The organism is Natronorubrum daqingense (assembly GCF_001971705.1).
GTDB classification, from domain to species: Archaea; Halobacteriota; Halobacteria; order Halobacteriales; family Natrialbaceae; genus Natronorubrum; species Natronorubrum daqingense.
This window is the reverse complement of record NZ_CP019327.1, coordinates 567,769-590,437: the sequence shown is the minus strand read 5'-3', so window position 1 is coordinate 590,437 and position 22,669 is coordinate 567,769. Positions and strand designations below refer to the sequence as shown.

Annotated in this window: 17 protein-coding genes and 1 tRNA gene; 8 read left to right on the top strand and 10 right to left on the bottom strand. The window is 58.1% G+C overall.

The window, feature by feature from the left end:
• Nucleotides 1-71 precede the first annotated feature (71 nt).
• Complete coding sequence (locus BB347_RS02865) at nt 72-1,073, bottom strand: glycosyltransferase family 2 protein (protein ID WP_076578587.1); 1,002 nt, start codon at nt 1,071-1,073, stop codon at nt 72-74.
• Between the two features lie 303 nt (nt 1,074-1,376).
• Here BB347_RS02865 and BB347_RS02860 point away from each other — a divergent pair, with 303 nt between their 5' ends.
• On the top strand, nt 1,377-2,432 hold the full coding sequence (locus tag BB347_RS02860) for a glycosyltransferase family 2 protein (RefSeq protein ID WP_076580143.1): 1,056 nt from the start codon (nt 1,377-1,379) through the stop codon (nt 2,430-2,432).
• Nucleotides 2,433-2,723: 291 nt separating this feature from the next.
• Here the strand turns inward: BB347_RS02860 and BB347_RS02855 are convergent, their stop codons facing one another.
• Entirely contained in the window at nt 2,724-4,361 is a 1,638-nt protein-coding gene (locus tag BB347_RS02855) for a flippase (RefSeq protein ID WP_076578589.1), read from the bottom strand.
• 281 nt (nt 4,362-4,642) lie between these two features.
• Between BB347_RS02855 and BB347_RS02850 the strand changes: the two genes are divergently transcribed.
• The gene (locus BB347_RS02850) at nt 4,643-5,719 is read left to right on the top strand and encodes a polysaccharide deacetylase family protein (protein WP_076578591.1); all 1,077 of its coding nucleotides are present in this window, start codon (nt 4,643-4,645) and stop codon (nt 5,717-5,719) included.
• Between the two features lie 99 nt (nt 5,720-5,818).
• Here the strand turns inward: BB347_RS02850 and BB347_RS02845 are convergent, their stop codons facing one another.
• From BB347_RS02845 to BB347_RS02835, 3 genes are all read right to left on the bottom strand, one after another.
• Complete coding sequence (locus BB347_RS02845) at nt 5,819-7,468, bottom strand: right-handed parallel beta-helix repeat-containing protein (RefSeq protein ID WP_394329258.1); 1,650 nt, start codon at nt 7,466-7,468, stop codon at nt 5,819-5,821.
• Between the two features lie 287 nt (nt 7,469-7,755).
• Nucleotides 7,756-8,418: a helix-turn-helix domain-containing protein gene (locus tag BB347_RS02840; RefSeq protein ID WP_076578595.1), complete on the bottom strand. Its 663-nt coding sequence runs from the start codon at nt 8,416-8,418 to the stop codon at nt 7,756-7,758.
• 342 nt (nt 8,419-8,760) lie between these two features.
• Nucleotides 8,761-9,291: a DUF7344 domain-containing protein gene (locus BB347_RS02835; protein ID WP_139326981.1), complete on the bottom strand. Its 531-nt coding sequence runs from the start codon at nt 9,289-9,291 to the stop codon at nt 8,761-8,763.
• A gap of 649 nt (nt 9,292-9,940) precedes the next feature.
• On the opposite strand from BB347_RS02835, the gene BB347_RS02830 reads away from it, so the two are divergent.
• On the top strand, nt 9,941-10,192 hold the full coding sequence (locus tag BB347_RS02830) for a hypothetical protein (protein ID WP_076578599.1): 252 nt from the start codon (nt 9,941-9,943) through the stop codon (nt 10,190-10,192).
• 421 nt (nt 10,193-10,613) lie between these two features.
• Here the strand turns inward: BB347_RS02830 and BB347_RS02825 are convergent, their stop codons facing one another.
• The gene (locus BB347_RS02825; RefSeq protein WP_077202625.1) at nt 10,614-12,887 is read right to left on the bottom strand and encodes a DUF262 domain-containing protein; all 2,274 of its coding nucleotides are present in this window, start codon (nt 12,885-12,887) and stop codon (nt 10,614-10,616) included.
• Between the two features lie 208 nt (nt 12,888-13,095).
• Here BB347_RS02825 and BB347_RS02820 point away from each other — a divergent pair, with 208 nt between their 5' ends.
• The gene (locus tag BB347_RS02820; RefSeq protein ID WP_076578603.1) at nt 13,096-13,935 is read left to right on the top strand and encodes an AAA-associated domain-containing protein; all 840 of its coding nucleotides are present in this window, start codon (nt 13,096-13,098) and stop codon (nt 13,933-13,935) included.
• Between the two features lie 525 nt (nt 13,936-14,460).
• On the opposite strand, the gene BB347_RS02815 is transcribed toward BB347_RS02820, so the two are convergent.
• Complete coding sequence (locus BB347_RS02815; RefSeq protein WP_076578605.1) at nt 14,461-15,828, bottom strand: DNA methyltransferase; 1,368 nt, start codon at nt 15,826-15,828, stop codon at nt 14,461-14,463.
• 163 nt (nt 15,829-15,991) lie between these two features.
• On the opposite strand from BB347_RS02815, the gene BB347_RS02810 reads away from it, so the two are divergent.
• Together BB347_RS02810 and BB347_RS02805 are read left to right on the top strand one after the other, a co-directional pair.
• Nucleotides 15,992-17,341: a DNA methyltransferase gene (locus BB347_RS02810; RefSeq protein ID WP_076578607.1), complete on the top strand. Its 1,350-nt coding sequence runs from the start codon at nt 15,992-15,994 to the stop codon at nt 17,339-17,341.
• Nucleotides 17,342-17,580: 239 nt separating this feature from the next.
• Nucleotides 17,581-18,168, top strand: a complete 588-nt coding sequence (locus tag BB347_RS02805) for a hypothetical protein (RefSeq protein ID WP_076578609.1) — start codon at nt 17,581-17,583, stop codon at nt 18,166-18,168.
• 253 nt (nt 18,169-18,421) lie between these two features.
• Here BB347_RS02805 and BB347_RS02800 read toward each other — a convergent pair.
• From BB347_RS02800 to BB347_RS02790, 3 genes are all read right to left on the bottom strand, one after another.
• Nucleotides 18,422-18,494, bottom strand: a tRNA-Gln gene (locus BB347_RS02800).
• A gap of 159 nt (nt 18,495-18,653) precedes the next feature.
• On the bottom strand, nt 18,654-19,427 hold the full coding sequence (locus BB347_RS02795; protein ID WP_076578611.1) for an ABC transporter permease: 774 nt from the start codon (nt 19,425-19,427) through the stop codon (nt 18,654-18,656).
• On the bottom strand, nt 19,424-20,425 hold the full coding sequence (locus tag BB347_RS02790; RefSeq protein WP_076578613.1) for an ABC transporter ATP-binding protein: 1,002 nt from the start codon (nt 20,423-20,425) through the stop codon (nt 19,424-19,426). The genes BB347_RS02795 and BB347_RS02790 overlap by 4 nt, the downstream gene beginning before the upstream one ends.
• A 147-nt stretch (nt 20,426-20,572) precedes the next feature.
• Between BB347_RS02790 and BB347_RS02785 the strand changes: the two genes are divergently transcribed.
• The gene (locus tag BB347_RS02785) at nt 20,573-21,529 is read left to right on the top strand and encodes a TIGR03557 family F420-dependent LLM class oxidoreductase (protein ID WP_076578615.1); all 957 of its coding nucleotides are present in this window, start codon (nt 20,573-20,575) and stop codon (nt 21,527-21,529) included.
• A 75-nt stretch (nt 21,530-21,604) separates the two neighbouring features.
• Nucleotides 21,605-22,612 (top strand): aldo/keto reductase, encoded by a 1,008-nt coding sequence (locus BB347_RS02780; protein WP_076578617.1) that lies wholly within the window; start codon nt 21,605-21,607, stop codon nt 22,610-22,612.
• Nucleotides 22,613-22,669: the final 57 nt, after the last annotated feature.

The following is a 22,669-nucleotide window of genomic DNA, read 5'->3' as shown; positions in this document are numbered from 1 at the left end:
GTTCGACACGCAGAACGAACGGGGAACCCACTAGGGTCCACAAAACAGTACTCGAAACGAACGATTCGAAGTTACTCGTCCTCGAGGCGGCCTGAGACCGTGTGTACGCCGTACGCAACGACGATCGCGCTGAGCAGTGTCAGTACCGTTATGGTCACTGCAACTGGTGCCGGTCGACGGCGGACTCCCGTCGCGATGGCCCAGCCGAGACCGGGATACTGTCGCGGAGCGACACCTGCGTTCCGCAAGTGCCACGCTGCTCGAAGGATTCGTCCCTCGCTGGCGTACGCTTTCGCGAGGATGAGTTCGTGACTCGAGCGAATGTCGTACCCTTCCGCCTCGAAACGATCGATCGTATCGGCGTATCGCTCCCGATAGGCCTCGTTTGCACCCCTGATCAGATCGGCCGACGGCTGACCGGTATCTTCGCGCACCACGAGTTCCTCGTCGACGTAGGCGAGGTTCCCCGCCTCGAGCACTCGGAGACAGAACTCCGGGTCCTGGAATCGATCGAGTTCTTCGTCGAAGCCGCCGACGGCCCGGGCGACGTTGGTCCGAACGAGCAGCGTCGAACCGGCACCCGGCTGGACGTTGTCGGCGAGAATTTCACCGATCAGTTCGTCGCCGCCTTCCATCGTCGGCTGTTCGTCACCGCTCGCGAGCACCGTTGCAGCCGTCGTGCGGAGCAGCCCACTCGTCCCGGACAGTTCGAGCGTCGAGTCGCAGTACGCGCCGACCCACGCTTCGGAGCGCCCCTCGAGAACGGCGAGTTGTCGCTCGAGTTTCGTCGGGTCCCACACGTCGTCAGAGTCGAGGAAGGCGACGTACTCGCCGCGGGCGTGTGCGAGTCCGGTGTTTCGAGCCACGTTCGCTCCCTGGTTCGTCGCGTGGACGATCGGCCGGACGCGCCTGTCGTCGTACGCCGAGAGCACGGCCGCCGTCCCGTCGGTCGAACCGTCGTCGACGACGACCACTTCCAGGTCGTCGACCGTCTGTGCGAGTGCGCTATCGATCGCACGCGAGAGCGACCCCGCTCTGTTGTACGTTGGAATAATGACGCTGACACGGGTCATATAGACGACCCTGGGTCAGTGGATTCCATTATTATCGGGTCGGTAAACCGCTCGAAGCGGCGGTTTCGAGCAATTAGCGTCGGCGTCGGGGGAGACCAATACGCGTCGACAGATTCGGGAGATACTCGAGACAGCGACCGACCTAAGACGTGTATAAGAAAGGCTGAATCGGTCGTCGACGCCCACAATGACGAATCGAGACCGACGAGTACGCTGGCGATCAAGCGAATGCGCCGACGATCCGTTCGTGCAGCGACGGCGACGCCGACGCTGCGACGGGAAGCGACTGGTGGAGGTGGCCTAATGTATCGCGGTGCGAGCGTGGGCGTCGTGCTTCCGGCGTACAACGAGGCGGGATTCGTCGGCGACGTCATCCGGGAGATGCCCGAGTACGTCGACCGAATGTACGTTATCGACGATCAATCGACCGACAGCACGTGGGAGGAGATCCTCGACGCTGCTCGAGACGATGCCACCGCGAACGGGAGATCCCCATCCGGTGAACGGGCGGCTCTCGTCGCCGACGGCGGGACGTCCGTCCTCAATCGCGCCTCGGTTCACGAGACCATCGGCCGCGTCGTCCCGATCCGCCACACCGAAAATCTCGGGGCCGGCGGCGCGATCAAGACGGGTTACCTCGCGGCGCGCGAGGACGGCGTCGACGTGACGACAACCGTCGACGCGGACGGCCAGATGGATCTCTCCCAGCTCCCGAAACTGCTCGATCCGATCGTCGACGGCAAGGCCGACTACGCGAAAGGGAATCGCCTCCTCTCGCGCGAGTATCGCGCGACCATGCCGCGGTTTCGGTTCATCGGAAACTCGATATTGACGTTTCTGACGAAGATTGCGTCGGGCTACTGGAAGACGATGGACCCGCAAAACGGGTACACGGCTATTTCACACGACGCGCTGGACGCGATCGACCTCGAGAACCTCTACGAGTACTACGGCTACTGCAACGACATTCTCGTCAAACTCAACGTCGAGGAGATGCGCGTCGCCGACGTTGCAATGCCGGCCGTCTACGGTGACGAGGAGTCGAGTATCAAGTACTCACACTACATTCCGAAGGTCTCGACGATGCTGCTCCAGAACTTCCTCTGGCGGCTCAAGACGAAGTACCTCACCGTCGACTTCCATCCGCTTGCGCTGTTCTACCTCGTCGGCGGTGGATTGGCCGCGAGCGGGACCCTCGCGATCGGCGCGCTGCTCGTCTCGATGCTCTCGAGTGTCGTTCCGACGCTCGTCGGCGCGACGACCAGTTTGTTGTTGTTGATCTCCGGCGTCGCGTTCTTGCTGTTCGCAATGGTGTTCGACATGGCAGAGAGCGAGCGCCTCGAGGTGCAGGTGCAGTAAGCGAGCCGGTATTCGGACGCGGAGGTCGCCGTTGGTGACCGGAGCCGAGAGAGCGTCTCGCCGCCCACTGAAGCCGTTTTTCGCAACTGGTACGCCACAGGCCGGGTGATTCTGATGGTCGAGTTGTCGCCAGATCGCGCTGCAACACGGAGTTTCAATATCGACCTAGCATTCGGTCGAGTAATTCGTCCTCACCACTCGAGACCGTCCCGCTCCGCACTCGAGGAGTGGACAGGTTGGCTGGGCGTGTCTCTACAGCTCTCTCGACGAAAGCGAACGCCAATCCGAGACTCACGGCGACATGAACTCCAATTCGGCACCCAGGAATCCCAGAACGAACCCGGAGAAGAGCAACGAGAGGCCGGTGAGGAACAACAGCCACTGGACGCCTCCAAGCGGAGGGTGGGCGCCGATCGTCTCTTCGATTCGCTCCTGAACCGACTCCGCCGTCGAGCCCACCGTTCCCGGCGCGTACGCGAGAATCTCGAACGGCTCGCTCGGATCGAGCGCGCCGACGAGGAGCGCGAAGGAAACGAAGATCACGAATCCGAGGGGCGGAACGACGGCGAGTGCGAGCCACGGATTCGAGATGGTCGTCGCGAGCGCGACGATGGGGATGCCCGCCAGGATGGTCGTGATGGTCGATTGGAGGAGGCGTGCGTCCTCGAGCGGATCGAACCCGACGACGCGGGCGCTCCAGCAGTGGAACGCGAACATCGTCCCGTAGCCGATACTGGTCGCGACCGCCGCACCGACCATCCCGTACGTCGGGATGAGGGCGACGTTGAGGACGACGTTGATCAGGGCCGCAGCGCCGGTGGCAGCAACGGGGAATCGAAGGGTCCCCTTCCCCTGTGAAATCGCGAGAACCGGGCGCGCGAGTGCGAACCCGAGCGATCCCGGCAACAACAACAGTAGCGGGGCGATGGCTGGAATCGCCTCGTCGCCGAAGTAAATCGGGACGGCGACGTCTGCCAGCGCGGCGAGACCGACGGCCATCACGGCCGTCAGCAAGAACGTGTACCGGGTCGTTCGAGCCGCCAATTCCGAAATCTTCTCGCGGCGGTTTCGCGACCAGAGCTCCGACGTCGAGTGGACGAACACGGTCTGAATCGCGAGCGGAACGAACCAGAGGAATTCGGCGAGCGTCAGTGCCGCCCGGTAGTTTCCGACGTCGTCGCTCGAGGTGAACTGCTGGAGCATGACGATGTCGATGTGATAGAGCGACATCAACAAGAACACGAGCGCGATGCTCATCGTGTTGAACGTGAGCATCTGCTTTCGCGGGAACTCCCGGGACGGCAGGCTGGCCACGCACGACAGCGAGACGCGACGATTGACGATCACTAACCCGCCGACGGCGACGAGCACGCTGGCGACGAGGTGGCCCGCGAGCGCCCCCGTGACGCCGAACCCGAGCGCGACGAGGGGAATCGCGACGAAGATGAATCCGACCGTATCGAGTATCTTCAGCGGCTCCGAGTACCGCTCGAGGCCGAATCCCATCAGCGTCTTTCTGGCGTAATCGCGAAACTGCGCCGTAATCACGAGGACGGCGAGCACGTAGAAGTACGGCGTCAACTCGCTGCCGAACGCGGCGTCGACGACCCCATTCGAGGCGGCCCACATCATCACGCCAGCACCGAGGACGGCGAGGATGACGGCGAGTCGGAAGTAAAAGCCGACGACGTGTTCGCTCCAGTTCGCTTCCCGACGGTCTTCCGCGAGGAATTTCCTGACGCCGTCCGTGATCCCCGAACTGACGAAGATCATGTAGATGGCGAAGACGGACATCAAAAACGCGTAGTCCCCGAACCCCGCTGCACCGAGATACCGGTACAGAAGTGGCGTCGAAACCGCCGTCAGGATGAGAACGACGACTTTCGAACTGACGACGGAAAAGACTCCACTCGCGATACTTCTGTTCACGTCTCACCCACCCGTCGTCGACGGGCCCCGTATGCCACATGCACCCACACAACGATACCAGCATCCCAAACGCATGATATCGAGTGATGACGCTACTGGTGCCTTATTATACCCGTATTAACCGTGCGTGCGAGGAGAGTGGGTAGTAACGCTTCGGGTACGCGTCGATCAAACGCCCGCCGTCACCGGAATGTCAAGCTGGTCGAACTCGATGCTCGTTCGGGATGAGCTTAGCGGCCGGATAAGTATAGGCTGGCTCACTCGAGTCGGAATCGAACACGATGAGTCAGGAATCGACGCGCCGTCGCTTCATCGGTGCGAGCGGAGTCGGTGCGATCGGATTGATGGCTGGGTGTACCGATTCGCTCACCGACGATGGCACCGAGTCGGACGATACCGGGAGCGACGAGAACGGGGACGGTGACGATTCGGACGGCATCGACGACGGCATCGACGACGGCGAAGACGTTCCGGACCTCGACGGCGGCGCGGTCGTCTTCGTCTACGACGACGGTCCGATGGAAGACTACGACGACGCGTTTCCCGTCCACGAGGAGTTCGACGCGCCCGCCAGTACGGGGATCGTCACCGAGTGGATGGGTCGGGAAGACTTCAACGACAGCGACTGGATGGACGTCGAGCACCTGGAGGAACTCGTCGACGCCGGCTGGGAGATCATGTCCCATACGACGGCACACACCGCGCTTGGCTCGTTCGAACTCGTCGAAGACGTCGAGCCTGACGACGAGAGAATTTATCCGGAAGAGCGCAACCACGGCTTCCACCAGGGCTACGACATCGAAATTACTGACGGTGAGGAAAGCGTCCTGCGAACGGTCGTCGACTCCGATACCGACGATACCGGTGGCTATCTCGAGTTCGACGAGTCCGTTGGCGAATCCTTCGCCGCCGGCGAAACGGTCGAACGCTACCCCGAAGACGTCATGCACGAGTTCCTCGGCGAGTCGAAGTCGGAACTCGAGTCGCTGGGCTTCGAGATCGATACGTTGCTGGCTCCGTACGACATCGTCGACGACTGGGCGATCGACGTCGCGCGTGAGTACTACGACGGCATCGCCAACGTCAACCCAGGGTCGATGTACAACGATCCAGACTCGTTCGACGCCTTCGATACGAACCGGGATTACTTCATCGAGTTTACGACGCCAGCAGAAGTCGAGGCCGACCTCGAACACGTCGCCGAGGAGGAGGCGATCGGTATCATCGGCGCGCATACGTTCAAAGAGGAAGTGACAGCGGAGCGAATTCGCGAGACGCTCGAATGGGTCGAAGACCACGACCTCGAGGTACTCACGTTCCGCGAGGCCCTCCACGCGACAGGAGCGCTCGAGGGCTGAGGGTATGACTTTCACATGGAGACCCCGTCGCCGGATACCACGTCCGACGAGTCCGTACCGGCAGCGTTCACCTCGCGCCGGCGGGGCGGTCTCGGTCGATTAGGTCGAGTTTTGCCAGTCGGTGACGTTCGTCGCACCGAGGTCGTCGATTCCGTTCACGATGGTGTTCACACGGAGTTCGGGGCCATCGATATCGGGATAGAGTCGAACGCCCTCGCGAGAACTGTTGTCGGATTCTGCGTGGGCATTTCGGAACACGTTCCCGTTTCCTTGGTCGACGTAGGGGTACTGACTCGCACGGAACGTTCCTTGATAGACCGTCGTCTCGTCGGCGGTGACGACGAGACCGTTTCGGTCGACACCGTCGCGGCCGGGTTGGTCGACACTCACGTGACTAAAGCGACAGTTGTCGCGACCGCAGCGAATGCCGTCCTGGAAGCCGGCGTTGGTGACGCCCGCCTCGCCCGAAATCTCGGTGAGTTCGACGAGGACGCGATCGTCTTTGGTGCTGTCTCGAATCCAGAGCGGGTAGCCGCCGGCCGCTTCGTGGACGATCTCGGAGTTGACGATGTGCGTGTCGCCCGCCTCGGGAGAGACGACGACTCCGTGGTTTACCTCGTCCCCGGAGATTTCGACCGATGTCTCCTCGATTCGAGAGCTCCGACAGGTGTTCATCACGGCAATCGCGTGGCTGGTCGACTGTGGCGAGGTGATCGTGATGTCGACGTTGTCGACGTGAATATCGTCTGCGTTCTCGAGTCGAACCGCGCGCTGACTGTTGTCGTAAGAGCGCGTTCGGTCGACGACGACGCTCACGTCTCTGATGACACTATCCTGGCCGCCGATGCGGACGTTTGCACCGTTGCTGTTCGCGAACCGACCGCCCTCGACGACGACCGTTCCCTCCTCGCTGATAGCGTAGATACCGTTGTCGGGGAATCCGCCGAGTTCACAGTCGATGAACTCGAGTTCGCCGACGTTCGTGTTCGCCTCGATTCCGATCGGACCTCGCCAGATGTTCCCCGCGTTCGGCGTCTGATCGGCGTGGAGTCCACCGTCAGGAGCCCGGAACCGTTCGATGGTTCCGTGCCCGTTCGGGTCGGTGATGGCGAACATCCCCGGCCCCCACGTTCCGCTATCGTGCTCGCCGTCGATGGTAATATCTCGCACCTCGAGGTGTTGGGAGACGTTCGCTTCGATTACCCTGATACCCGTATCGGACGCCGTCTGATCGACGTCGAAGCCTTCGAAGAGCAAGTCTCCACCGGGGCTGTAAGAGACGCCGAGGCGAAAGAGCCTGAACTGCGGGCCAGCGAAGTCGTGGTAATTCGCCGGGACCAGCGTTGCGCCGTCCCCAACCATTCCGAATTGGTCGAATCCCGTGAAGCGGAACTGTTCGTCCATATAGTATCGCCCCTCGGGGAACACGAGCAGCGTGTTATCTGCTCGGACGTCCTCGAGGACGGGATTGATCGATTGTGATCCGCTGGTATCTGCACCAGCATCGGCGACGTTGACGACGTTGTCGTAGTTGCCACCGTATTCTGATTCCGGATTCGCCGTTGCCTGCATGGCTGTTGCCAGACCGAGTCCGGCAACGCCCGTTCCAACGATTCCACGAAGGAATGTTCGTCGTGACCCACTTCCACATGAGTGTACATCCGAACGGCGTCCGTTTTGTTCGTTACTCGAGTCGGTCTGAGGGACCACCTCATGACCTGTTGACTTCGTACTACTTCGTTCCGACATGATAGTCATTCTTTTTGAGTAATCATACAATCCAATAGCTATGGATTCGGATAGCAAGCCTTTAAGTGAACGTGCGTCTGGCCGAAACATCACCCGACCAACAGAAATGAAGAATTAAACAGTTGCCTCAGGGGCAAATGTGTGCTACTGGTCGTGACACCTCGACCGAGTCACATTTCGATCGTAGACTAAATTGCATAGATTTCGTTATGTGTTTGATTTGTGACGAGAGGGGCACTTGCGCTCTTTGGAATCTGACACCGCCCACAGGTCGCGATTGGCCCCACTCATATTCGCATATACGGTGTCCGATCGTCCTCTAGTGTTGCCCCGATCAGCTCCGAGACCGCTCGCCGAATGCGCTGAGACACTGCCGAATCGGAAACGTTCAACCGATCGGCCAAGCCGTCTTGAGTGATTCCTCGAGGAATGTCGAAGTAGCCGGTGTAGTAGGCCATCAGGAGAATTTCGTGTTGTTGTTCGGTCAAAAAGTACGTGCCAGCATCTGATGCAGAGAGATCGTACAACTGCGTCACACGGAACGACATGTTGCGTTCGCGACTCCACGCTCGAAACGCGCTCAACGTCTCCCTGTCTGGGAGATGGACCCGCGCGATCCACCCTCGCTCACCGCTCGTGATGGTAAACACGAACACACCACCTTCAGCACACCGCGGTGGGACGATCTCGAGGTCGGTCTCGCGTGTCATCCGATAGATCGCCCGGTTCTCGAACGTCGCGACCCGTGTCGGGTTCGAGACCGTGTGGTCCGCTTCCATCGCCGACTCGAGGGTCTCGTACTCATCACTGAAGACGGAGACGAACTGAAACGTTTCGTCGTCGGTGGTCTCCTCGTACTCACGTCTGAACGTTACATCCGGATAGCGAGCTATCGTCGGTGCTAACGCCAGATTGTCGTGGACGAGTTGGATCTCTGCAATGAATCCCATACGATACCCGTGACGTGGCCCATCAGAGGTCCCATTCGATCATACCTATAGGGTGTGTAACCGGCTGTTGCAGTTTCTGGGACCGTCGGCGCTATCACTGGGAAGTCGTTCAATCGTCAGTTTCAGACTCCCACCCTCTATGATACTTCCCCAACTTCATGTCAGCCGTGACATGGATAAGACGAGTCCTCCGGAACGAATGTCTGTTATCGAATCGTATCGATAGTTCGGCCCACTCGAGGCCGAACGTGGCCCCCCAACTATCGACAACCATTGGTTGTGCGACACCGATGACGATAGTTCCCGCCTGATTGTCGTACTCACGAAATCGTGATCGCTCGCCTAATGTGTCGAGTGCGGATCGACAGAGTCGCTCGTCACGAGCGTTTCGGACGCCATCGTCGCAATCGTTGCCAGTGTGAACAATCCGACGATTGACACTGCGAGGAGCAACTGCGGAATCTGGAACACACCGAATGCGGTCGCAGCCAACAGGACCGTGCTCATGCACACTGAACTCACGTAGTAGTCGTCGACGAAACTCGTCAGTTGTGAGGTCGGTGAGTGCTCGGATTCTGCTTCAGTTGTCGTTTCCGGCGGCTCGAGATACGGCTCGAATACCGAAATTCGGTCGGTCGGCTCGACGATGCCGCGTGGTTTGTTGTAGTCGATGATCCCTTTCTCGTCGAGTTTCGGGAGGTGTGATTGATACAGCGGGATGTAGACGCGCTGACGTTGTGTCGACGTGAGCTCCTCGACAGTCGTCCCATGCTCACGTGCTGCGACGTACTCTGCAACGTCACTCATCTTGACGGGTCCACGCTTTTCTACGAGGTACGAGATCGCATCTCGGCGACGATTGGTTTGGAGGATGTGGAAGATTTCGTCTTGTGAGAGCCGCGCTTCCCGGCCTGACGACGCTGGGTCGTCAGACCCCTCAGGACGACAGCGCTGGTGGTTTTGTGTGGTCGTCATACCCTGTGCTTTGAATGGGTTCGTATCCATACGTAAACCTTCTGTTCTTGGAATAAAACCGGAAGATTTTGAAAAATCATTTGTAAATAATACTTCTCGAACTCTCTATGGGTGAAACAACATCCATCGGGTCGAGTTAGCTTTCTGATCTTCAGTGCTGGTCTGACACTCTATCCTACATATAAAAAAGCGTAGTACCAACAAAATTTGGTCCCTGAGACACAATAGCTAGCGCTGGGACTCGAGGCGCATTTTCTGCGTGCAACTTCGTCCGGCCGCTCGAGGGGGTCACCGCCGTCTCGCTCGATCGTTCGACCCGTCACGGGCGACCGATTTCACCAATCGGGACTGTTTCGCGGTGGCTCAGCACAGTCGAGTTCTCCCCGAACAGGTATCGAATTCGTTCGCTCGAGTTCACTTCGGTCCAGCGTCGATGCGCTGGAAGACGAACGCACGTTCGTCGTTCGATAGCCGACCGTACTCTCGAGCGGGGAATGTACGTCAACTGGCAAGAACGTTTAAGAGTGCCTGAACGAGTTGTCTCCGCATGAACACGGATCACGAAGGCCTGCAGTTGCGATTTCGGGCTGGAATCCTCGAACACCATCTACTCAAACTGGTCCTCGTCCTGCAGTTTACCATCGGTGCGATGATCTGTTTCGTCACGATGGGCTTTTTCTACCTGACGTTCGGTGCCTATCTGGATCCACAGGATCGGACACTGCTGTACGCTGGGGTCGTTCCGTACCTGATCGGCGCTGTGGTAATCGTGTACCTTCTTAGCCTACTGTACGAGTAAGTCGATGCTCGAGGACGCCTGTGGCGGGCGTGGCTCGAGTTCGGACCACTCCGGCCTTACCCATTGTATCGTGTGACTTCCGTCTCCCTCGAGGTATCCGTGCTTGCTGTCGCTATCGCTCACGGACTGGGGGTCGCAGTCGTAGATGGATTCGAAGACAGTCGTCGCTCGTGGTTTTGTGTGCGACAGAAGTAGTCTCGAGGGGATTCGAACCGCGCAGACTCGAGTCCTCTAGTCCGTTGGGCTCGAATCCGCCCGGGACTACTAACCCGGAGGTTTTAATCCGGACAGCCATAGGTCCATTCTATGAGTCGGACCGTAGCAAGTAACCGACCATATCCGTTGAAGCTAGCGAAAGTTCAGGTCCAATATGGCGATAATATAGCAGTACTAATCGATTGTTAGGCGCCGGTTGCCCGGATTATTTCGATACTTGGTAGTTCGGTACCCGAATGTTTGTGCCGCAGGCACAATGAAAGTCATCCCCGTTGAGTTCCATTTTTAGCCCGCCACAATTACTGCAGGGCTTGTAGCGTTTGTAAGAGTTGTCCTGAACGGAGTTGTCTGCACTGGTCTCGAAGACGATCGTCGGAAGCGTGTTGCCGTGTTCCATACCGCTGTAGTGTGTCTGGATCTCCTCTCGCAGCAAGGCCTTCTGGTCGGTGGTTGGTTCCTCTGTAAGCAGCACACGTGCACGCTTGTGTCCTGACCAGCGCTCCAGCACGAACTCTACCAACTCTTCTTCCCGCTGTTCCAGGGCATCTAGGTCCCATCCATCGGTGGGGTCAGAGAGGCGCTCTAGAAGAGCGATCTTCGAGTCCTTGTAGATCTTATTATATTTTCTTTCGTATACGTCATTGCCGACGGTCTTGTTGTCTTGGGGCCAAAGGAATGCGAGGTTCGCCAAGCGGTGACGGTTTTCGTTGTGGTTCTCCAGACGTGCCTCTGTGACGTCAGGGTTCTGCGGCGCAATATGTTCGATTTCAGCTTCGGCAACGAACGTCCCGAAGCCGACCAGGGTATGGAGTCCGGTCGTACCCATCTGGCTGCGCAGTGAGCGTTCGTACTCATATAGGAGGTACAGCACGGTGTTTTTCCCGTTTCCGAAGCCCCCCCAACCCCGATTGAATTCACCGCTGATGACATCTTGCCGGGTTAAGCAATCGATGATATCCGATTCAGGAGCGCGGTTGCCAGTCTCGGTATCAATTTTATGGATGATTGAGGTGACGGCATCATCGACACCACTATAACGGTCATCTATCGTGACTGCATCGAATAGGTCCCTGATGTCTGTCTCAGTCCAGTCGGCGATGAACAGTCGGTGCGATTCGCGTTTGAGCTGTCGCCGAAGCAACATCGTACTTCGGTTCATAATCTCGAAGGATCGAACGGCGAATACTTCACAGGCCCGCACCAAGTCAGCGAATTCGTCGCTCTCGACGTCCGTCTTGAGATACGCCGCCATAAGCAGAGGTCGGAACGTAGAGGCCGCCCCACAGGTATCCACGGCCGTGAGCATGTTCAGCGTCGCTGCGTCGATGCCATCGTACTGATCGCCAAGCCGGTCGGGATCATAAATCGCATTGAACGCCTCCGCGGCCTCTCGAAGCGATTCGACATATCTATTGATCCAGTCAGTGAGATCCGATTCCGGTCGATCTAAAGAGGCATAGCGATCGATCTGCTTGATTCGACGATGGATGTCTGAGATGTCTGAATGCGGGCGCCGGCGCTTCGTCTCGCCGGTGAACATCTCCCAATGACGCTTGACGAACTGGTCGACAAGCTCTTCGTCGCCACCCCCAAGCGTGATCGTCTCGACAGCGTCATTGAAGTCTCGAGCAACGTTTTCCGAATCCAACTGTTCGACTTCGCCGGCACAATACAACAGGTGACTTTTGATTTTCTCAGCAATCGTTAGATCCTTGCCGCGATCGTTAACAACCTCGAAGAGACGCCCTGCTTCCGCGGCGTCGTCGACTTCGTACTTGGTTACCTCGAAAATATTGTCGATCGCCGAGAGCACGTCATAGAGGTGGTCGAAATACGCACGGAGGTTCTCTTGTTCTGCGTCCTCAAGTGATGCTTCGAGATGGGCTTCGCGTTTGTCTTCTAACCAGCCTTGAATGACTTGCTTGGCTTCCGCGAGTCGGCGTGCAGGCAGCAGGGCCTCATCTTTGTCGAGGATTACTACGGGGGGCTTCTCAGCGACTACGAGCTGGCTGTAGGCTTGCTTGGTCAATCGGGCTGGTTTGAACCGCCGACCGTTCTGTTTATTCCGATATTTGATATATAGATCCCGGTACTGTTGATAGAGCTCGTCAGGGGAGTTGCGTCTGGACGTGTCTACATCTACGATACCATTCAGGTTCTGCAGTTCCTCGCAGAGACACCCTACAAGCAAACTCGTCGTTGTCAGGCGTTGTTGCCCGTCCACGACGTTGTACAGCGTCCAGTCATTAGGTGTTGGGCTGTCAATCTCGCGTACGTCATCCAGAACAACTGTCCCGAAGTAGTGGACGACATCACGAGAATCACCGACAGCGGTGTCCCGCTGGATAACATAGTTGATATCCTCAAGCAGGTCCGCAACCTCGGTCTCTGTCCAGGCGTAACTCCGCTGATATCGGGGAACATTGAGTCGAGCTTCATGGAAGATCTGTTGGAGGCTCTGTTGTTCCGCTTTTGCCATACTGTTCGTACCCCAATACATACACCTAAGTCTTTATTATGGGCAGTCACCCTCTCACGATAGTCACATGTAAACAGTGATGGCAGTCTAAGAAGTACCACTACTACGATGAAGTACCGGTAGATATATTATATTCGGGCTGACATACTCGACGAGGAAATTGACACCTACTATCGCGAATACTGCTGCCCTCCCCCGCGAAGCTTCCGTGGACCGACTTGAGGAGATTTGCCAACTCGTCACTGACCAGCCTAGGAGCAAATCCCAGCTAGTTGATGATCTCGTGGAAAACAACGACGCAGTCTATGATACAATCAGGCTCGGCGAGTGGTTAGGTTTCCTCTCAGCGACCGACAAAGGTGTTGTTACGACTGACTTGGGAACGGAGTTAATCACCAAGGCCGGCCGTAAGCGAGCGGACGTGTTTGCAACTGGATTGGCGAACCACGAGCCGTACTGCCAGATCCTCCGCTCGTTGGACGACAAGGGAGTGCTCTTCGAAGGCCCCTTAGAGCGCCAGACGGTACTCTCGTTATTAAAAGATGAATACGGACTTGAGTTGAGCACGAAAACTCTGAAAGAACGTGTCGGGACGTTCTTTGCGACGTTGGAGGCTGCAGGAATGGGCGAGTACGTCTTTGCATCTAGGAACACCATCAGTCACTTCAAATTTGATGAAGAGTTCCGCGATCGCCTTCCGGGGACGGTTTGGATTGCAAGCGACTCTCCAGACGATTCGGGGTCTGGGTCAGAATCTGGCGATACTAGCGTACAAGATAGATTGAACGTCAGCTACGAAGAGGATCAGGCTAACTTGGGCTCGGTTGATATTGACGAACCTACTGATTCAGGGACAACGAATGATGGGATCCAGACCACTATCACTGGCGAGTCATTCAGCTTGGGTGATGTGAAGACAGAACTCACGATTGATTCGGAGGGCGAAGTCAATTGTGTCCTCTCAATCCATGTTGACGATTCGTCCGATCCAGACCATCTTGAGGAAGTATTATTGGCGATCCGGCGAGCAATGCAGACTGAGCTCTAAGAGTGATCGAGTATTTGATGGGACAGACTGTGGATTTTCCGGGGAGATGTCAGTTATCGAGCATAGACTATAGGACCAAGCCGTTCGGAACTATCGATAACCTCCTTGTGGAACTCCCTGGAAATTTCAGGAAGGCTAATGCGAGCCAGTATTCCCAATCCGATAGCGGACCAATCTGCGTGGATTGCCGCCATCAGTCACCCAACTGTGTACATCCTGCCTTCGAACGCGGTCGGGTCACCGAAATACGCGACAAATCTTGATCGGTTCGAGGCGCCCCCGATCCTACAGGTACCCATCGATCGGTCTCCCGTCGAACTCCCCGCCAAACAGGAGTGATCGACTGAGATTCTTGTTGGAATTGGTGCAGGTGATGTTCGAGAGGAACAAACAATCCTCACAGGCCCTGTTGTGGTCCGCCTGGCAGATCGTATCGTACGTGCAGAACGCCGCCTCTTCGAGTTAGTCCATCACATCCAAAAAGCGATCCTCGAATAGTGTGAAGATTGACCCAAAGGTCTCCGCTTAGTTTGGACTCCGGGCGATCACAATGTTCTCGTCGGACATCATCGAACCTGTTTGACCTGCCACGTTCTGTGGGGAGTTTGCGTACGGGAGCGTCTTATATGGCAGCGAGCGAGACAGAATCATTTGGGGTTCAAAGCCAAGGCTCTCCAGCAACTCCATCGTAATCTGGTCCAAGGGGATCTGTACGTCTGAGACGGTGCGGTTCGCCACGACGAACACGGCCGGTTGCCCGCCACGAAGCACGCGCTTGACCTGCTTTATCACGTCGAAGTAATCGTTGAAAAAGGAGAGAGTGTCTTCGCTCCGTCCATCTTGGGACCGAAGTACGTGCAGAACATCACCAAGCATCTCGGATCGCGTCGCCAGTGACCTAAGCCCGTCACTCGGGTTGTTGCGTCCGCCCAAGCCCATCTTGTCTACTTCCTTCATCATGGCACGTGAAACTTTCATCGAAATGACGGCCGGATCAAGGGAGTATTGGCCATACGCTACGGTAGTATCATGGTCACCATATGGCGGTGATGTAAGGACGATGTCTGCTGAGTTAGTTGGGATGTGAGTCGCCGTCCGCGAGTCCCCATGGGAGACTACTACTGGCTTGGGATCTGAAATTGCATTCACGTACTGATCCATTCGTTGGAGGTTACTCCGAAGTTCCCGCGTAAAGATCCGAAACACGTCTGGGTTATGCTCTGCACGCGCCTCTTCGGGGATGCGATAGCGCTTGTACTCGCCTGTTCGCTGGAAGCTGACTTCGCGCGCAGTAATGGACAGAGCGATGCGGAAGAACCGAGCGATAGCCTCTTCATAGTGGATTTCGACCGCATCAATACGCTCGCGGAGATGACGGAGGTGGTAGAGTTGTGGTTTGGGGAACCACTCGAATCGCTCGCTTACCTCGGGGCGCAGCGCCGCCATATCGTCCCCGCGGGCGTATGACTCGTCGATCTGCTGGAAAGCTTCGGTGATGGGGTCCGAGAATTCCGGAAGTCGGCCGTGGGCAAAGACCCGCCAAGCCTCGCGATAACACTCAATATCGATTTGGGTTGTCTTTGCTCGTGTGATCATACACGCAAGCGGGTTGATGTCACTGACTGTCGCTCGCAGATTCAAGAGTTGGGCCTCCAAGGCGGTGGTCCCGCTACCCCCGAACGGATCCCAAACGGTGTCACCTGGTTGGATATCGTCCGTTCCGAGATAGTGACCAAAAAAGAACTTCGGAATCTGTGGTGGCATCCGGGCTGGATAGCTATGCAAGCCATGCGTTAGATACGAGGTATCGCAGTTCGCGAATTCGAAGTTGATCTCCGCGAGGTCGCGATTACCGGGATCGGTAGTAGAATGATTTTCCGAATGGCTCGCCATTGGGCTCTGCTTTCACTCACTAGGCCTCCTGGTAAATTCTTTGCTATTGAATCTTCTTGTGTGTCAGACAGACACGCCACCAGTCTCACTATAGCCCACAGATCGGTGAACTCATCAACCATCCCTGCGGACTAGACCAACATCGGAGCTTTTGGATACTCTTATGAGACAGCATTCGAACCAACTCACCCTGAATGCGGTCGGTCAACAATCACACTCCTTAGAGGATTATGACTGGACGTTCGCGAACGCCGATACACAGTACCTGACCCATGGGATCCATAAATACCCCGCCCGAATGCCCCCACAGCTCCCAGCAGGGTTGTTCTCTCACTTTAAGTCCGCTGGAGAGATTTCGAGCGGAGACACAGTGTACGACCCATTTTCTGGGAGCGGTACGACCGTAACTGAAGCACGGCTGCGGGGAATCAATACTATCACCAATGACATTAATCCGTTCGCAGTTGAACTGAGTCGGGCTAAGTCGACACCCCTCGATCTGGACAAGTTAGATGCCGCCATAGAGGAACTCCTGGGGGACCTCCAAGCTCGCTTCAGGCACGCCGGGTCGGCCGTCGACTGTGGCGAAGACGTGCTCTCCCCGGATCTTGCGGCCGAAGCCGAACAGGTCAGCACTGACTGGTTTCCCGAACCCCAGTTAACACAGCTGTTCGTTGTCCGTGAGCGGTTGGATGCCCTGGCCGACCAATTCTCGACAGACATCATCCGGTTCTTGCGTATTGGGCTGGCGAAGTGTGCACGAAAAGTAAGCTACCAACGACAAGGTGAATTCAAACGCTACAGACTAGCGCCGGCCGACCGTGCGGCCCACGATCCGAATGTCTTCAATGAGCTCACGACTGTTCTACGAGATAATCGACAACGGATGCGGGCCTTCCTAAATGTAGCAGATCCATCGACAGATGCTCGGGTCGAACAGGCCGATTCACGGAACTCCCTAGAGAACCCGGTGCTAGGGTTGGAGGAGAACTGCGCGGACATCATTATTACGTCTCCACCGTACGGCGATCATCAAACAACGGTCGCCTACGGTGAATTTTCTACGAACCTCTCGACACTCGCGTTCGGTGAATCTTACGAACGCATGGTCGACGTCGATAAACGCGGCCTCGGCGGTATCAACGTCGAACGCACGCTTTCTGATCTTCAGGCTAACTCGGAATCGCTACACTCTGTCATTGAGGATCTAAAGTCAGTTGGAGGTCGGTCGAAAGACGCACTCGAGTTCTTCATTGATTTCAATGCAGTCATTGAGGAAGTCGGAAAAATCATCAAACCAGGCCAGCCGGTGGCCTGGATCGTAGCCAATCGTCGAATGAGCGACATCTGGATTCCGACTCACGAAATCGCCCGCGAACTGTGTGAAACTGCCGATTACACAACTCGGGCGGTCTTGCCTCGCTCGATCAAGGCCAAAACCTTACCTCACAGCAATCGTGCGGGGGACACGATGACCGAGGAGTATATCGTAATCGCTAGCGGGCCCGAGTAGTAGGAACAAGGGATTTTACTGTAAAATCCGCCCTATCTATGCAGTACGGCTTGCTGGACATCATCTGGACCTAATAGAAACTCCAGTATTCACTTCGCAGAACTACTTCCCGAATAATATACCGTGAAAGAAATATGAGACCTGTTTGAAGCCTAGTTAGGAGATCTATGAGCTCAAAGTATCTTAGAGTATCTTAAGTTGATTTTATTTACCTCTAGTCTAGATGTGTGAACGGAGTTATGGCAGATTACATTGAGTTCAGAGAAGGAGCGGCCGTCTTCATTGAGGAGACGTTCGGGGGTCTCGAAGCGTCTGAGTTAACAGTTAACCGGGACAAATTTAGTGAATACGAACTTCATCTCAATGTGGAGGGAACAGTACCCCTTGACGAGTTAATAGCCTCGATCCACTCAAATGGGGTTGAGCTAAACGTGTCCTCATTCAAGACAAGTGTTGTAGAGATTCGTGAGGCGGACGCTGAAGTACAAGATTGTAGTGCTGTAGAACTCACGCAGAGTCTCAAACAAACCAATCGGTCAAATATGCCTCCGATTCCCGACGACGATGGCCTCAAGACCCCAACCGACAATGCCCACTATCAACGATTAGTGGAAAACACCAATTCTCAGCCAGCGAAGTATCGTCGTCTAATCCGTAACGAGGACCAGATCGCTCGGCCAAAGTTCGACCGGTGGGCGAAGCGGCAAGGCTTTGCGCCGGAGACGGGTGGCAGCCATAATGCGAGTCTTCTTATGCTAGAGCGGATCGGTGAGATTGAACGCCGCGGCAGAGGTGATGACCAAGTGATCATCTGGGTAGGTGAATAGGACCGGGTTGTCATGAAGTGTATCAGTGTTAGCACTTCTCCAGTTGTCAGTTGGAAATACCGACTCAGCGGTTGTACAGCGCTCCGAGATGCGAGAATCGATGTCATTCCCGCTCGAGACGGTTCACTCTTCACATCCGTTTGTCGTAGGATAGTCCCGGGCGGATTCGAACCACGGTCACTCCGCTTCGCTTCGTTCCCTGATTCGAATCCGCTGGACGTATTCCGCGCTCACGAAGTTGTTCGCGCGAAAATAGTCCCGGGCGGATTCGAACCGCCGTCATAGGCTCCAAAGGCCCATATGATTGGCCACTACACCACGGGACTGCAATGCCCGGACAGAGCCGACAGCCGAAACCGACGTCGGCCGTCGAGCGGGCGTCACTTCCGGGATAGGAGATGACCGCACAATAGTGTTACTTTTCGGTGCGAGGAGATGGCGGCGTCGACCGGTTTCGATCATGCCGCTCGTCCCTCTCGAGGAGATCAATCCGTCTGTGGAATCGAACGTGCACCGAGCCAGAAGGCGAGCACTGCCAGAACCGAGAGGATGAGGAGATTCCCGACTGCAGGCTCGAGGCCGGCCACGGTAACTGTTTCAGCCGCAGGATCGGTCGCTGCACGGACGCCGCGAGCGAAGTACGTCAGCGGCGAAATGTCGACGAAGGGGGCGAACCAACCGGGGAGTTGCTCGAGGGAGACGAACGTCTCCGAGAGAAAGAGCAACGGGAGTCCGATGGCGTTACTCGCGGCGACGGCTCCATCTTGGGAGTCGGTGTAGCTGCCGAGCATCGCGCCGACGCCACAGAAACAGACGACGCCGATCAGAATGTAGGGCACGAGCAGCGGCGAGAACGCAATTTCAGCGCCCGTCAGGGCGACCACGAGGATAAGGATGAGGATACTCGCGAGGCCGATGATAACGGCGTTGACGAGCGTCTGTGCAAGGAGCCACTCCCCGCGAGTGACCGGCGTCGTCGCGAGCTTTTCGAAGCGATTGCCCTCACGGTGGCGAGCGACTTCGCTGCCCATCCTCGACAGTGGCGTAAAGAGGACGACGACGGCGAGGTAGCCCGGGACGTAGTAGGCCGGCGGTTCGGTGAACAGTCCCTCGCCGGTGGGATCCGTTCGAACGAGCGCACCGAAGATGACGATCAGGATGACGGGGAAGAAAAACGTGAAGAAGACGGCCGTCCGTCTGCGGACGAACGACCGCCAGCCGGCGCTGGCTTCCGCACGAACGCGAGTAAGCCGGCTCACGCTGTCTCACCCGTTTGGGCGACGCCGTCGTCCGTCGAATCGTCTCCGAATTCCGTCCCGTGATTCGTTCGCTCGAGTTCCGTCTCGTCGGCCAGCGTGAGATAGACGTCCTCGAGGTCGGGTTCCGCCCACGAGAGCCCGGTGTACTCGAGGTCGTGTCCCTCGAGGAAGTCGACGACCGCCCCGATCTCGGCCGGCTCGATTTCCTGGACTACGACCGCGTCGTTCGACCGCCGAGCGCGAACGCGCCCCTGCTCCGGTCGGTCGACGGGGAACGCGAGGTCGGCGAACGCGTCCAGTTCGGCCGTCGTTTCGATCGTGAGGCGACTCGAGCCGCCGTGTTCGGCCACGAGGTCGGTCGGCGTTCCGCGGGCGACGACGGATCCGTTGGCGAGTAAGCCGACGCGGTCGGCCAGGCGCTCGGCTTCAGCCATGTCGTGGGTGGTGAGCACGACGGTCGTCCCACCTGCTGCGAGGTCTTCGATCAAGCGCCAGACCGTCCGTCGGCCGGCAGGATCGATCCCCGTCGTCGGCTCGTCCAGAAAGAGCACGTCCGGATCGTTGACCAGCGTCGAGCCGACGCAGACGCGTCGTTGCTGGCCGCCGGAGAGATCCTCGTACCAGGTGTCACCAGCGTCTGCGAGACCGACGTCGGCGAGCACGGAGTCGGGGTCTCGAGGGTCGTCGTAGAGTCCGGCGTAGTACGAAAGCAGTTCGCGGGCACTGAGGCGATCCGGCGGCGAGAAGTCCTGTGGGAGCACCCCCAGTCGGTCTCGGTCGATAGCCGAGGGGGTCTCGCCGAGCACTCGAGCCGATCCCGAGTCGGGCGTCGTCGTCCCCGTCAACGCGCGAACGAGCGTCGTCTTTCCCGCACCGTTCGGGCCGATGAGCGCGAAGACCTCGCCGCCCCCGACGGAGAGCGACGCTCCCGAGAGCGCCACCGTCTCGTCGTAGGTCTTCTCGAGGTCCGTCGCGTCGACCACGGCTTCGGCGTCCATGCGCCGAGGTAGCCACGCATCCCGGGTAAGGTGTTCGATTCCGTCGGCTGTCGGTCGAGCGTTTCCCGTCTCGAGCGCCCTCGACTCTGCCGTTCTTGCCCACGCAGGCTCAACTATTACCCGAGAATTCGTGGTAGGACGGGCACAATGACCCAAATTGGCTATACGCTCTCGAGCGAAGAGCACGGGCCGACCGAGCTCGTCGACATCGCCGAACGTGCCGAGGAAGCGGGCTTCGACTTTCTCTCGATTTCGGATCACTTTCACCCCTGGGTCTCCGCGCAGGGTGAATCGCCGTTCGTCTGGTCGACGTTGGGTGCGATTGCGAACGCGACGGACGAGATCGAGGTTGGCGTCGGCGTGACCTGCCCGACGATCCGCATTCACCCGCTCAACGTCGCACACGCCGTCGCCACCGTCGACGAAATGCTTGGCGACCGCTTCACGTTCGGCGTCGGCACCGGCGAGAACCTGAACGAGCACGTCACGGGCGAGCGCTGGCCCGAACACGACGTTCGCCTCGAGATGCTCGAGGAGTCGATGAACGTCATGCGGAAGCTCTGGACCGGCGAAACGATCAGCCATCGCGGCGAGCACTTCACGGTCGAGAACGCCCGACTCTACACGTGTCCCGACGAGCAACCCACGACGATTGCGAGCGCGTTCGGGCCGCAGACGGCCGAGTGGACGGCCGAGAACGCCGACGGCCTTTGGTGTTCGGGGCCGAAAGAGGGTCCGGTCGAGGCCTACGAGGACGCTGGTGGGGAGGGGCCGAAATACACGCAACTCCACGGCTGTTACGCCGAGACCGAGGAAGACGCGATCGAGACGGTCTACAAGTACTGGCCGAACGGCTCGATTCCGGGTGAACTCGGTCAGGAACTACCCACGCCCGCACACTTCAAGCAGGCCGCCGAGATGGTCGAGAAAGAAGACATCGCCGAGGCAGGCACGACCACCAGCCCCGATCCCCAAGATCACATCGACAGCCTCGAGCAAGCCATCGACGTCGGCTACGATCACGTCTACTTCCACCAGATCGGCCCCGAGCAGGACGCGGCGATCGAGTTCTACGAGGAGGACGTCCTGCCGTCGTTCGCGTAACGACGGCTTCGAGTAAGCCCTGACTCGAGTCGCCGCTTCCCCACCCATTTTGGCGCTCGCGGACGAACGACGCCCATGGAGTACACCACGCTCGGGAACACGGGAACGACCGTTTCGAAGGTTTGCTATGGCACCTGGCGATTCGGCCGGGAGACTGGCGACCTCGAGAACGAGACGACGCGCGAGGAAGCCCACGACCTGCTCGACGCCTGTCTGGACCACGGGATCAACTTCATCGATACGGCGAACGTCTACGGCACCCCCGACGGCACCAGCGAGGAGTGGATCGGCGAGTGGCTCGCGGACCGTGACGTCGACCGCGAGGACCTCGTCATCGCCTCCAAGGTCTACTTCGAGTTCGACGGCTGGGGCGAGCCCGGCCCGAACGATTCCGGACTCGGACGCAAGCACGTTCGCGCCCAGATCGAGGGCACGCTCGAGCGTCTGGGAACCGACTACCTCGACCTGTACTACATCCACCGTTGGGACGACGAGACGCCCATCGAGGAGACCATGTCCGTGCTGAACGACCTCGTCCGCGAGGGTAAAGTCAACCACCTCGGCGCGTCGACGATGGCCGCCTGGCAACTCACGAAGGCGCTGTGGACCAGCGACGTCGAGGGACTCGAGCGCTTCGACGTCACCCAGCCGATGGTCAACGCCGCCCACTACGACGCCGTCGGCGACTACCTCGACGTCTGTGCGGATCGGGACCTCGCCGTCTGTCCGTACTCGCCGCTCGCTGGCGGCTTTCTGACGGGCAAGTACGAGCGTGCCGACGACGGCTCAGTCGAAGCGCCGGACGGCTCTCGAGGCAGCTTCGACGACCTGTTCGAGGATCGGTACGCGACCGACAGAGCGTGGGACGTCCTCGAGGCCGTCGAATCCGTCGCCGACGAAGCGAACGCCTCGCCGGCGCAGGTCTCCTTGCGGTGGTTGATGGAGCAGGATCGATTCACCTGCGTACCGATCGTCGGCGCTCGCACGCCCGGGCAACTCGAGGAGAACGTCGGCGCCGTCGACCTCGATCTCAGCGGCGAGCAGTTCGAACGGATCGACGCGGCTCGAGCGTCCAGCGAGTGACCGTCTCCGCTCCGTCGAGAAGGAGTTTCGCCGGTATCCGAACGCTCGTCCTCCGAA